General features: G+C 31.3%; 11 protein-coding genes. 2 read left to right on the top strand and 9 right to left on the bottom strand.

From position 1 onward, the window contains the following. Window positions 1-25: 25 nt before the first annotated feature. From AC0L3M_RS14505 to AC0L3M_RS14495, 3 genes are all read right to left on the bottom strand, one after another. A complete protein-coding gene (locus AC0L3M_RS14505; protein WP_473431223.1) occupies window positions 26-697 on the bottom strand; it encodes an adenylate/guanylate cyclase domain-containing protein in 672 nt (223 codons plus the stop codon). A gap of 880 nt (window positions 698-1,577) precedes the next feature. Beyond that, window positions 1,578-4,871 (bottom strand): ABC transporter permease/M1 family aminopeptidase, encoded by a 3,294-nt coding sequence (locus AC0L3M_RS14500; protein WP_186844064.1) that lies wholly within the window; start codon window positions 4,869-4,871, stop codon window positions 1,578-1,580. 2 nt (window positions 4,872-4,873) lie between these two features. Then, the gene (locus AC0L3M_RS14495; protein ID WP_186844065.1) at window positions 4,874-5,761 is read right to left on the bottom strand and encodes an ABC transporter ATP-binding protein; all 888 of its coding nucleotides are present in this window, start codon (window positions 5,759-5,761) and stop codon (window positions 4,874-4,876) included. 208 nt (window positions 5,762-5,969) lie between these two features. Between AC0L3M_RS14495 and AC0L3M_RS14490 the strand changes: the two genes are divergently transcribed. Both AC0L3M_RS14490 and AC0L3M_RS14485 read left to right on the top strand, forming a co-directional pair. Then, window positions 5,970-6,764: a sensor histidine kinase gene (locus AC0L3M_RS14490; protein ID WP_186844066.1), complete on the top strand. Its 795-nt coding sequence runs from the start codon at window positions 5,970-5,972 to the stop codon at window positions 6,762-6,764. Beyond that, complete coding sequence (locus AC0L3M_RS14485; protein WP_186844067.1) at window positions 6,761-7,462, top strand: LytR/AlgR family response regulator transcription factor; 702 nt, start codon at window positions 6,761-6,763, stop codon at window positions 7,460-7,462. The genes AC0L3M_RS14490 and AC0L3M_RS14485 overlap by 4 nt, the downstream gene beginning before the upstream one ends. Window positions 7,463-7,574: 112 nt before the next feature. Here AC0L3M_RS14485 and AC0L3M_RS14480 read toward each other — a convergent pair whose 3' ends face one another. From AC0L3M_RS14480 to AC0L3M_RS14455, 6 genes are all read right to left on the bottom strand, one after another. Next, window positions 7,575-8,972 (bottom strand): alpha/beta hydrolase family protein, encoded by a 1,398-nt coding sequence (locus tag AC0L3M_RS14480; protein WP_290206423.1) that lies wholly within the window; start codon window positions 8,970-8,972, stop codon window positions 7,575-7,577. A gap of 121 nt (window positions 8,973-9,093) precedes the next feature. Further along, on the bottom strand, window positions 9,094-9,546 hold the full coding sequence (locus AC0L3M_RS14475; RefSeq protein ID WP_290206424.1) for a hypothetical protein: 453 nt from the start codon (window positions 9,544-9,546) through the stop codon (window positions 9,094-9,096). Window positions 9,547-9,648: 102 nt separating this feature from the next. Next, complete coding sequence (locus AC0L3M_RS14470; RefSeq protein ID WP_186844070.1) at window positions 9,649-10,305, bottom strand: hypothetical protein; 657 nt, start codon at window positions 10,303-10,305, stop codon at window positions 9,649-9,651. Continuing rightward, a complete protein-coding gene (locus AC0L3M_RS14465) occupies window positions 10,289-10,780 on the bottom strand; it encodes an RNA polymerase sigma factor (protein ID WP_186844071.1) in 492 nt (163 codons plus the stop codon). Before AC0L3M_RS14465 ends, AC0L3M_RS14470 begins: the two co-directional genes overlap by 17 nt. Before the next feature lie 65 nt (window positions 10,781-10,845). Then, complete coding sequence (locus tag AC0L3M_RS14460; protein WP_044633815.1) at window positions 10,846-11,544, bottom strand: LytR/AlgR family response regulator transcription factor; 699 nt, start codon at window positions 11,542-11,544, stop codon at window positions 10,846-10,848. Continuing rightward, complete coding sequence (locus AC0L3M_RS14455; protein ID WP_052823525.1) at window positions 11,541-12,494, bottom strand: sensor histidine kinase; 954 nt, start codon at window positions 12,492-12,494, stop codon at window positions 11,541-11,543. Before AC0L3M_RS14455 ends, AC0L3M_RS14460 begins: the two co-directional genes overlap by 4 nt. Window positions 12,495-12,521 lie beyond the last annotated feature (27 nt).

Below are 12,521 nucleotides of genomic sequence, written 5' to 3'. Positions count from 1 at the left end.
GTTTTCTTGATTAATTTTATGCGTTTTAAGTTTGATTCAGAAAGTACATGTCCAATTTCCCTTTTCCCTTTGCATGGATCTTTCCACGAGAAATACACGAAAATTCATTTTTAATCAGTTTATAGGTGGATGAAGATATATTGATTTTACCTACTTCACCTGCAGATTCCATCCTGCTGGCGGTATTTATCGTGTCTCCAAAAAGGTCGTATGCGAACTTCTTCTTGCCCACAACCCCTGCTACTACAGATCCAGAATGTATACCAACCCTCATTCTCCATTTTATGACATGGCTTTGATTTCTCTCCTCAAGATAGGATAGCATCTTTTGTGCGGCTTTGATGCAGTTAGTAGCATGATTTATCGTTTCTTTTTCAAGGCCACACGCTGCCATATACGCATCACCAATCGTTTCAATTTTTTCTACTTTCGTTTCTTCCATAATTTCATCGAATCGACCAAAAATATCATTGAGTTCATTGACTAAAGTGATTGCTGACATGGACGCCACAAGATTTGTAAATCCTTCAAAATCAGTAAACAGGACAGTGATATTTTTGTGTCTTTTTGGAATTGTTTTACCGCTTTCTTTTAAGTCTCTTATTATGTTTGCGGGTAATATATTGTGCAGAAGATCATCTGATTTTTTCTGTTCAACCATTAAAGATTCCTCAGATTGATCTATTAAAATAGACATACTTGCTATTAGTATGAAGCAAATCAATGCAGTAATACTGATATTAACTATTTGTGATATATAGGGATCTAATCCTCCAAAATGGGATTTTATATTTGATTGAGAATATTACTGTAGCAATCAACGTTAGGCAAGCTAGAATACTAAAGACATGGGCTATATTCCTAGCCTTACGAGGAAAAGTCATATATGGCAGAATAATAATTAGGAAACAAACAACTCCAACTCCTGAGGAAAACCCTAGCAAGTAAAGAAATAAGAGAACAGACATATAAGATGCTAGAATAAGCCAAACGGAAGCCAGGACTCGTAACCCTTTCCAATTGAAAATTAACGCCATTAGAAACATTAATCCCAAAAAAGTATTACTTCCGTAAATTATTAATGCGTCTGTCAAGAATAATGCAATTAGCATCCAAGTTACATTATAAACTACACCTAAAAGAGATGCAATATTCGTAACACGTAAATATCTGAGTTCAGTTATAGAAAAATTGTACTCAGCGCCAATATCGACTATTCTTTGAAAGAATCTAGACTTGTTTTTATCATAAATTGACATAAATGCTTTTCAAGTTTTATGAATTGTTAATGTCTTTATTATACGCAAGTAAGTTAACCTTTTTAGCGTTAATTTCTCGATTTTTAGAAGGTCAAAAATTGCAGATTTTCTTTATTCTTTTGTGAAAATGGTAGCATACCTCTCCTTATTGATCTAAACATATGGTGGTTCGTTTTATTTTAAGCTTAGATATGTTCTTTCTTTATTATAAATGTGTTCCGCTTGTTTGATCATCTTCTTAGCTAACGTAAGATTTTTAATGGTTTGCCACAATAAGCACAGGTTTTATGCTTTTATGAGAAGTTGATTTATTTAACCTTAGTGATTTTTTAATACACCCACAGATTCAAAAAGCTCCTCGATGATATGCTGGAGATTGCTTGGTGTAACTGCTCTGAAATACTCTAGTAAGTCTTGAGTTGTCGCATATCTATCAGTCTGCATTTTTAGTTTGCCGTTTTTTGTATTCCAATCTTCAAGAAAATATTTTAATGCTAAATTCACATTCTCTTCGCCAATTGCTTTTTGAAATTCGTACATATTGATTGCTCCTTTTGCGTAATAGACATAATCTTGATTTTCTACGAGAGTAAGAGATGGTTCTTTTTTACTTTCTTGTTGTATTCCTTCTTTATATTTATCCATTTGAAGCGCTAAAAACTGTTGCACTTTTTCTTCGGAATAATGTTGCTTTAAAACCATCAATGCTGCATATTGAGATAAGGTTTCTAAGACCATCAATTGTCCTTGTACATTTGCAGCTTCCACTTGCATACCAAACCATTGGTGAGCTACTTCATGCGCAGTCACATAAAAAGCCATATCAACATCTTTTTCGTCATCTATATCTAACACAAATCCAATAGATTCTGAAAATGGAATAGTTCCAGGAAACGATTGTGCAAATGTTGCATAACGTGGAAACTCCATAATACGTAGTTGCTGGTATTGATAAGGACTGAAGTTGTTACTACAATAATCTAATGAAGCTTTCATAGACTTCATCATTCTATCGATGTTATATTCATGTCCTTTTTGAAAATAAATTTCAAGGTCGACAGGCTCAGTAATCCCCTTATTGCTTGTCATCCATTTGTCTTTTTTAATTTCATAGTCAGCAGAAACTATTGCGTAAAAATTAATAATAGGGGTATTTGTTTTATAGTGAAAATAATTACGATTATTTTCTGTCCATTCCTGCAATAAATCTCCAGGAACCAAAGCCGTTTGATCTTTGGATGTACCAATAATCATTTCAAAATTAATACCATCAGAATCACCACCAGATCTTGCATTGACTAATTCTTTAGGGTCATCTATTTTAGCTTTTTTAGATCTCCTTGATAAGTTATGATCTCGTCGTTCATCTTCATCTTGAAGTTCATATTTTTTATTGTAACCCAAGGTTGGAAACTGTTCATTGTTGAAAAATGTACCATTGTAAACTATATTGGTATTAGAACGACCTTGCTCAAAGCCTTTGGTTGTAAAACTTTGCTTAAAATACATTTTTACAGAATCACCAGGTTGTAAAGCTTTCTTCAGGTTAAAAATTGAATAATCAAACTTTTTATATTGATGATTCGTCGTAAAACCACCTTCGAAAGCGATACTGTCTATCGTAACATTTTCTTCGAGAAGTTTTTGAATATGGATGGATTTTATGTTTTCAATTGATGTGTTTTTTAACATATAATACCCTTCTACTGTGTAGTCTCGTTTAGAAGGATATAGCTCTAATTGTAAGTTTAAGTCTACTATTTTTGGTTGCGTTATATATTCAAATTGTTTCAATTCTTTTTCATACGCTACTCTAAATTCAGTAGCTTCAGAATTGCTCCAATATTCATTTAAAATATTCGTATTGTAAAATATAAACCCTCCAATAATTATAAAAGCAAAAAGAATGATGTCAGTAAACTTTATGAGTGGCTTGCTGAACTTATACTTAGCAATTCTTGTTCGTTTTATTAAATTGGTTTCATTTCCTCTAACAGCGACTAAAGATCCTATGATTAATAAAAGGATTCCGAAAAGAAACCAATACAATTTAATGAGTAAATAGGGTTGTAAAAAATGCCCATAACCATTCATCTCTGAATAAGCACCTAAGGAACTTCCTCCAAAAAAGTGTAAATCATGATCAAACCCCAACACGGCAATAGCTACATTGACAATACTAAATACAATCACCAAAATGATACCTACAAACTTATTATTCACTAAAGATTGTATGAAAAACGCTAAGCAAGTAAAAATGGATAATAGGGGTAGAATTTCTAAAAAGAATCCATTAAAATACACTTGCAATTCATAGTTATAATAGCCACTTAGCGTTTGGAATAATATCCCTGAACTTATTAAAGCAAGTATTAATACGACATAAATTATGTTTAATCCAATAAACTTTCCAGCTAACCTTACAAAACTTGACATGGATGTAGCATCATAAATTAAATTCAACTTCGCACCTCTTTCTTTCCACACCAATTCTCCTGAATAAAAAACAAGGATGATGATAAAGAAAAAATAAGAGGTTTCCTGAAGTTCCTCAACTATAAAATAGGTTGCAGGATAACTATCAACTCCATATACCGTTCCAAGATTTACAGAATTGATTAAGATGATAATCATTCCGCAAATAACTATTCCCCAAAATGATGGTTGTTTAAAAATACTTATAAAATAAAACCACGAAAACTCTTTTAATTGTGTCCATTTAGATTGTAAACCATATTGTTTTTTAGCTTTAGGAATCATCACATCACCAACTAAATTAGTACTTTTATCTACCAGCTTTTGAACTTGCTTTCGTTTTGATTTCTTTTCTTTAACCAGATTGAAATTGAATTTTTTATATCCATAGATTAATGCGATAACACCTAATAAAACCCAAAATAATTTGTTGTATAACAAGGCACTAATAAATGGAAGTTCTTGAGTGCTCTTTTCTAAGACCGACCAAGTTTTTGTAATATAGGTTGTTGTTGTTAATGAAAATGGATCAAAAATAGCTTGCCAGAAATCATTAGTAATTGCTTTGGTTAACAAAAACACCACAAACAAAATAACACCCTGAGTGTATACAACTACTAAATTTCTAGTTAAAGCTCCAGTTACAAAAAACAATGATGCACCAAAAAACAACGTTGGTAGCGTTACCATTAGAAAGGTCTTCATATAAACAAATGCATTAAAAGCCAATTGATCATCTGGACTATTCCAGGGCATAAATTCACCCAACATCATACCCAAAATAATTCCTGTAAATACAAACAGCAAAACAGTAAATGCGCCTAAAAACCGACCAATTAAATAATCTCTTTTTTTGATTGGTGTAGAAAATAGTAATGATTCTATCTCATACTCAAAATCTCGCAACACAGAAACGCCCATAATCATTGAGGCTAAAATCATAAAGAATCCGGTTATAGCTCCCATTGTTTTCGCTATGACTACGGGTGAATTTCTTTTCATTAGACCTAATTCAGTACCTTGAAAAATAAAATCTACACCAACAATTGAAAACAGAAATATAAATAAAAAGAATACATAAGTGTCTGGTCGTTTAATTCGATATTGAATTTCGAACTTAAAAATTTCATACCACATAATTAAATAGATTTAGTTTTAGTTCTATTGAAAATTTCTGAGAAATACACATCTTCTAATTCTGCATTAATGGCTGTAAATCCATCTCCAGGATTGATCTCGCTTATTATATGAATGGTTGGTTTACCAAGAAATAATCGTTCACTGATGACCTGATAATTTTCTTTATATAGGTTCAATTCTGATTTCTCGATTGTTTTTTTATAGACTTTATCTTTTAGGCCTTCTAGTATCTGCAACGGCTGCCCTTTTAAGCATACTTGACCTTGATTAATAATGGCCATATTTGTGCAGAGTTCTTTGACATCGTCAACAATATGCGTAGATAAAATAACCACAGTATGTTCTCCGAGCTCGCTTAAAACATTGTAAAAGCGATTGCGTTCTACAGGATCCAATCCTGCTGTTGGTTCATCTACAATAAGTAACTTCGGATTGTTAAGTAAGGCTTGTGCAATGCCAAATCGTTGCTTCATCCCACCAGAAAACCCTTTCAGATTTTGTTGTCGCACGTCATATAAATTGGTTTTATACAAAAGTGCTTTCACTAATTCTTTACGTTCGTTTTTATTGGTGATGCCTTTAAGCACTGCGAAATGATTGAGTAATACTTCTGCCGATATTTTTGGATACAAGCCAAATTGTTGCGGCAAATACCCTAATACCTGTCGCAATTCATTTTTTTGTTGTAAGACATCGATGTCTCCAAGAACAATGGAACCAGAATCGGCTTCTTGCAGTGTTGCAATAGTTCGCATTAACGTAGACTTGCCTGCACCATTTGGGCCTAATAGACCAAACATCCCTTTTGGTATATCAAGTGAAATGTTTTGTAAAGCTTTAATCCCGTTTGAATACGTTTTTGATAGATTGTCAATTCTGAGTTCCATACTGTTCATTTTTTGATTGATTGAGACAAACATATAAGCGTTTTTAGCCTTTAAAAAGTGTTAGTGACACAAACACATGCATTAGTGACAAACACATTTTTTTAAGGTATAAAGACACCTCAAAACACATTTAGGATTGTTTGTCACTGATGAGATACTGTTTGTCAACTTATTTGTCTGAGGTGTTTTATTTAATTAATATTGAATTATGAATTTTAAAATACCAGAAAGAAAAAGGAAAACTATCAAGCGGTTATATAAAATAGCGCTGGTTATTATAGGCTTAGCCATCGTCATTTTTAATGACACTTTTGGAAAACTAGAAGGGTTTGTAGAATTTATTGCATTGTACTTTATCCTTGTGTTTATTACCATTGCACATTGGCTATTTAAACAAATCAAATCACTAATAAGATTGAAGAATGAAAAAGTAAAAACAGAATTAATGCATTTAAAGAGTCAAGTGAATCCACATTTCTTTTTTAATATGCTTAATAACCTTTATGGATTAGTGGATAAGGATTCTAAGAAAGCTCAAGAGCTCATTCTAAAACTTTCTGATATGATGCGCTATAGTATTTATGATGGCGAAAAAGACAGGGTTTTACTGTCTGAAGAAATAGCTTATCTCGAGAATTATATTGAACTTCATAAAATGCGTTATCATAAAGCGATTGATATACAATTCAATATTGAAACAAACGACACTAATTATGAGATTATGCCACTTCTTTTCATTATTCTTTTAGAAAATGCCTTTAAGCATGGTGTGGAAAATTTAAGAGAAAATGCTTATGTTCATATCACATTAACAGCGCATAATAGTGAATTGACCTTTGAAATAGAAAACAATTTTGATGAAACACAAGATAACCCTGAAACAGGAATTGGATTAAAAAACCTAAAACGACGATTAGAATTGGTATATCCAAAAAAGCATACCTTAACAATTTCCAAAACAGATACCATCTATAACGCTACATTGAATATTAAGGGCTTATGATTACATATATCATTATAGACGACGAACATATTGCACACGATATTATAAAAGGCTATTGTGATATGCTACCAAATTTAGAATTCAAAGCAGATTGTTATGATGCTATAGAAGCTATTGACTACTTAAGCAAACATGATATAGATCTCATTTTTTTAGATTTGAATATGCCTAAATTAAAAGGATTTCAATTTTTAAAAACCTTATCATCTCCACCAAAAGTTATTGTAACTACTGCGTATAGTGAATTTGCGATTGAAGGCTACGAATTAAACGTTGTTGATTACTTGTTAAAACCGTTTAGTTTTGAACGCTTTTTGAGTGCTATTAATAAAGTGACCTCTTCTGATACCAGTACAATAAGAAAAGAAAGTAAAGAGACTATAAAACCTGAAGGACAACATATTTTTTTAAAACAGAATAATAGTCATATTCAGGTAGATGTAGATGATATTCTATTTATTGAAGCCTCAGGCAATTATACCAAAGTTGTTACGAGTACTAGTACTATCAGCATTCGAGAAAAAATATCGGATACCATAGAACTGCTTTCTGATAATGATTTCATACAAGTTCATAAATCATTTGCGGTTGCAAAAAAGCACATCTTTAGAGTAGAAGGAAATAGAATTTATATGGGCGATCATGTTGTACCTATTGGCAAGCTATATAAAACAAACATTAATCAATTATTGAGGTAATTGCTATTGCCATGTCAATATATAATCTAGTCTGAAAATTCGTAAGGATTTTCATGAGTAGGTGAGTACTAGCAATGAATTACTCAAGAGGTTACTACAAGTATTTTATATCTTATTTCAGATGTTCTATTACCCATTTTTTTATTTCGTTCAATGCTGTTGGGGAAAATGTTTGTTCTATTTTTCTATATTCATCCATCTTTCCAGTTTCACACTCCTGAAAGAAGTGGTTTAAGTTTTCTAATTCCACTATTTTATAATTTTTATTCTGGCCTTTGATTAGTGCTTGTCTTATAGCTTCTTGATTAATTTTTGCATTTACTTGCGTGTCTTTACTGCCATTTAATGACAACACTGGAATTTGTAATTTTTCAATTTCATCAGCAGGATTGTATTGTAAAAAATAGCGTGACCAAGGTTGTAAACTTGTTTTAAGTTGGTTTTCTATAAATGCATTGATATTCTTTTCTGGTACGTTTAATGATGTTAAAATGGGTCTTAAAAACTCATTATAATGAGTTGTCAATTCGATTTTAATTTCTGTTTTACTCTTATTAGAGATTACAATTGCAATCGCTTTTCTTGTGTTTTTTTCATAAGCCACCTCATCTTTAACAGGAAATTCTCTCAATGTTTTAGATTGCATTACAGATAGTTCTGTTCCCGAAATTCCGGTAGAAGCTAATAACACCATAAAAGCGACATCTTTAGAGTTGTTAGCCGCTAGAGGTGCGATAATACCACCTTCACTATGACCAATCAAACCTATATTTTTAATATCTACATCGTTTCTAGTTTTTAAGTATGCGATGGCACTCAAAACGTCTTTGGAAAAATCTTCTGTGGTTGCTTTACCAAAATTTCCTGTAGATTCTCCAACTCCACGATCATCAAAACGCAATACGCCAATGCCTTGTCTTGTTAAATAATCTGATAATACTAAAAAAGGTTTGTGTCCCATAAAACTTTCATCTCTGTCTTGTGGACCACTTCCGCTAATTAAAATTACTACTGGAAATTTTCCGTTTTTATTGGGTAAGGTTAAAGTACCTGCTAATGTTATGTTGGCTTCATTATTTTTAAAAATGACTTCTTCTTCATAATAAGGGTAGGGTTTTACAGGTTCCTGCGGCCGTTTCGAATCCTCTATTTTTATAGTTCCTTTTTTTAAGTTTAGGACCATTTCTATGCCACCTTCCTTGTAAATACCTTCAAATTGTTGTGCTTCAGTATTAAAAACTCCTGTATAGTTCATTCCAACATTAGAGCCATCAATAATTAGCTTTCCATTTGTAAAAGTTGTAGCTGATGGTTTGATGCCAGCAATTCTAAACGTTGGAACATCCATAGTAGTTGAATACGTAGCGTTTTCTTGTTTTATATTAAAAACAAAAGTGATTTCTTTATCGCCTCTTTTGGTTGTTCCGTTCCAATGTCCTGAAATATCTTGAGAACGTGCACTAGTAATGGCGAGTAAATTTAAAAGTATGATAATTGTTAATGTTTTCATGTTCGTTAAATTTTGATTGGTGATGTCTAGGCCAAATTTTCGTTAGCCTTGTGGTATTAAAAAATAGTATTACTAATTTAGTAATCGAAGCTATTTGAAGAGAGATTTAGTTAGATTTACTTTAGAGCACGTTTCCAGCTTCTTTAGCTTGAGCATCCTTACGGCGACCTATTAATGCGCCAATAAATAGTCCCATACAAATGCCAACGGAAATCCCTAAAGACCTTTCAAAACGCTCACCTATTAGAATTCCAGCTATAACTCCGAATAACATTCCTAAAGTTACACTCAGGTTTGTATAGTATCCTTGAGAAGTCAAGGAAAAGGTGTCCTTTAAATAGGTCTCAAATTTACTCAGTGCGTTTTTAAAGAATTTTTTTCTATTGTCTGGATTTGAGTTTAGTTTTAAGCTATCCAGTTCCATTTCTATAGAATGAATTTCATTAGCGGTAAATGCTCTATTTTCTAATTTTTTAAGAATCTCAATAAATTGAGTATAAATCTTAATTTCAGATTTTTTAGAGGATTCAGTTTTTAAACTTTCAAAAAAGTTAATTGCATTTAATAGTGTCATAATTTTTACTGTTTTCTTGGTTAGTGGCCCAAACCAAAAAATATTACACCAAAAATTTATTTATTTTAAAAAATCACACTAAAACACCTTATATTCAGGTGTTTAGCTTCTTAAACTTTCTATATCTGTCATCAATTCTTCTAGTTTTTTGAATAGTCTTCCATAAACGATGTTTAAATCCCATTTATAAATTCGACCTCCAACAAGGAATAGCAAAACCAAGATGACTGCCACGATAACAATTCCGATGAGTGGGATTCCAAATATTAAATAGGTATCTGGAAAACCAACAAGTATTTCATTTACAAGTCTTTCACCTAAAGGCATGCCTTCGGCATCTTTAAACCAAAAGCCTAAAACCAATGACATGAATATAATTGGATACAAAAACCTTGAAAATCTCTTGTTGATAGATACCTGTTTGTTTATCCATTGGTTAAATGCTTTTAAGTATTGATAACTGCTAATACCTATATCGATTTTCTCTAAATCGTTTAATAACCTCTTATTAATAACAACAAGAACTGAAAGAGTAACAAAAAATATGATACCTGTTATGGGAATTCCTATAATGAAAGAGACGACTAAAAAAGCAAACGAGAATGCCACAATGGCAATCAAATTTATTTTAAACATTCTTTTAAATTTATCAATGATATGAATTGATTTTTGGTTGTAAAGATTGTTTATTTTTGGGACTACTAGTGCGTCGCTCTTGAGAAAACCTTCTTTCCAAATGTTTTCAATTGATTTTTCCATCTAATAATTTTTTTAATCTAGTTTTAATTCTTTTAACACGTACACCAATATTATTTGGGTTCGTTCCTATAATTTCAGCAATTTCCTTTTGCGATTTTTCTTCCAAATAAAGCATGATAACGGCTCTATCTATTTCCGATAGTTTTCTTATGGCATCATATAATAAATTTAGAGATTCGTCTGAAAACGCGTAGTTGTTTTCGGTTTCTTCAGCAGTTATAGAATCAGACACAAAATGCTGAACATTGTTTTTCTTTTTCTTAAGTAAGGTTAAACAGACGTTTAATGAAATGCGATACACCCAAGTGCTCCATTGCGATTCTTCGCGAAAATTGTCCTTACTCCTCCAGATTTGTAAACACACTTCTTGGTAATAGTCTTCAAAATCTTGTTGTGAACTGGTGTAAGCTCGACATAATTTGATAATTATTCCTGCGAATGGTAAAATGGATGTGTTGTAAAAATCGCTACTCAATAGTGTTGTTTTATTGGTTGGTGGCTTAAATTAGGAATTATTACAGGTTAATGTCAAAATTGATTTTATTTTATTAATCGATTTACATTAAGCTTATACATTTTTCCTATTGGAATTTTGTGATTCCTTAGATGTATTCTATTACCTTCAATTAATTCTATTTTATCTATTGAGATAATAAAAGATTTGTGAATCCTTATAAATTGTGTCTCTGGTAAATTATGTGTAAAGGATGTTAGCGTTTGATGAGAAACAATCACTTTATCAACCATATTAATCTTTACATAGTTTCCATAGGCTTCTAAAAACAGAATGTCCTTTAACTTTATCTGGTAGTATTTTTTATCTTCCTTTATAAAAATCTTAGTGTCTTCTATGGTTTCCGTATTTTGTATTGGGCTGGCTTTAATTGATAATGCATCGGAAACTTTACTAACAGATTTTACAAAACGACTGAAATTAAATGGTTTTAATAAATAATCGTCAATATTCAATTCATAACCTTCTAAGGCAAATTCCTTGTAGGCTGTAGTAATGATAATTTTTGGCGGATTAGAAAGTGTTTTTAAAAACTCTAAACCAGAAAGCTTTGGCATATTTATATCTAAAAAAATAAGATCAATAGAATGCTTATTTAAATAGTCTAGGGCTTCAAAAGCATTATAACAACTTTTTTGGAATGATAGATAAGACAAATTACTCGCATAATCTTTAATATTATCATGAGAGGCAGTTTCGTCGTCTACAATTATATATTTTATCATTTCTTATATATATCTAATGTTGTTGAATAGGTGTTTTCTTCAATTTTATTATACAATTGATGTGTGTTTGGATATAATAAATTTAAGCGATCTTTTAAATTTTTGAGCCCAATACCTTTGTCTTCTGATGATTCTTCAGCATCATAATTGTTTTTAACTGTGAAACTTATTTTATTTTCATCTTCAATAAGTTGTAAATGAACAAATGCATTATCTGTTGCTTTTTCAATGCCATGTTTAAAAGCATTTTCTAGCAAGATAATGAATAACAAAGGTGCCACTTTTGTTTCTGGATTTTTAATTGATTTTTCAAAATTCACATCAATGTCTTTATGGTATCTGGCAGTTTGTAAATCAATAAAATTTATTAAATAATCTATTTCATCTTTTAACTGCACGTTTTCCTTTCCGCTATCGTAAATAGTGAATCGCATTAAATCTGATAATTTTAGGACATAGTCTTGAGCTGCATCAGCATCCTTTTTTATTAAGGCATACAAATTGTTAAGTGTGTTAAAGAAAAAATGAGGATTTATTTGATTTTTTAATAGCATCAATTCGGCTTCTAATTTATCCTTTTTAAGTTTTTGAATACTTTTTCGGTATTCGTAGGTCCAATAGAAAATTAAATAAGCAACTGCAATTGCTAAAAGAATTCTTACGCTATTCTTTAGAAAGCCTCCATCTAAATCTGTAGTAGCATCAATAGCAAATATTAAAAGCGGAATACTTATTCCTAAAAAGAGATATTTTAATCGAAGGTTAGAAGTCCCAAATTTTATTTTTTCAGTTTGAAAGAGATAATTCAAAAGGGTGTAAAAGACTACTAAACCCAATGAACTTGAAAGCACTGCGAATATTTCGCTTTGAGCGTTTCTTAAGATTAGCATCAAAATAATAATGATTACAGATAGAACTGCTGCTGCTTTATAAAGTTTTTTATGTGTCATGATTTTAATTTATTTATGATTTTGACA

The sequence above is a fragment of the Olleya sp. KJ81-1 genome (assembly GCF_055808135.1).
The sequence above is the reverse complement of the archived record's forward strand: the minus strand, read 5'-3'. Positions and strand labels throughout refer to the sequence as shown.

Excerpts from the sequence above, each read along its gene's own strand:
- AC0L3M_RS14505 (WP_473431223.1), bottom strand. The coding sequence starts at position 697 with ATGTCTATTTTAATAGATCAATCTGAGGAATCTTTAATGGTTGAACAG.
- AC0L3M_RS14500 (WP_186844064.1), bottom strand. The coding sequence starts at position 4,871 with ATGTGGTATGAAATTTTTAAGTTCGAAATTCAATATCGAATTAAACGA.
- AC0L3M_RS14495 (WP_186844065.1), bottom strand. The coding sequence starts at position 5,761 with ATGGAACTCAGAATTGACAATCTATCAAAAACGTATTCAAACGGGATT.
- AC0L3M_RS14490 (WP_186844066.1), top strand. The coding sequence starts at position 5,970 with ATGAATTTTAAAATACCAGAAAGAAAAAGGAAAACTATCAAGCGGTTA.
- AC0L3M_RS14485 (WP_186844067.1), top strand. The coding sequence starts at position 6,761 with ATGATTACATATATCATTATAGACGACGAACATATTGCACACGATATT.
- AC0L3M_RS14480 (WP_290206423.1), bottom strand. The coding sequence starts at position 8,972 with ATGAAAACATTAACAATTATCATACTTTTAAATTTACTCGCCATTACT.
- AC0L3M_RS14475 (WP_290206424.1), bottom strand. The coding sequence starts at position 9,546 with ATGACACTATTAAATGCAATTAACTTTTTTGAAAGTTTAAAAACTGAA.
- AC0L3M_RS14470 (WP_186844070.1), bottom strand. The coding sequence starts at position 10,305 with ATGGAAAAATCAATTGAAAACATTTGGAAAGAAGGTTTTCTCAAGAGC.
- AC0L3M_RS14460 (WP_044633815.1), bottom strand. The coding sequence starts at position 11,544 with ATGATAAAATATATAATTGTAGACGACGAAACTGCCTCTCATGATAAT.
- AC0L3M_RS14455 (WP_052823525.1), bottom strand. The coding sequence starts at position 12,494 with ATGACACATAAAAAACTTTATAAAGCAGCAGCAGTTCTATCTGTAATC.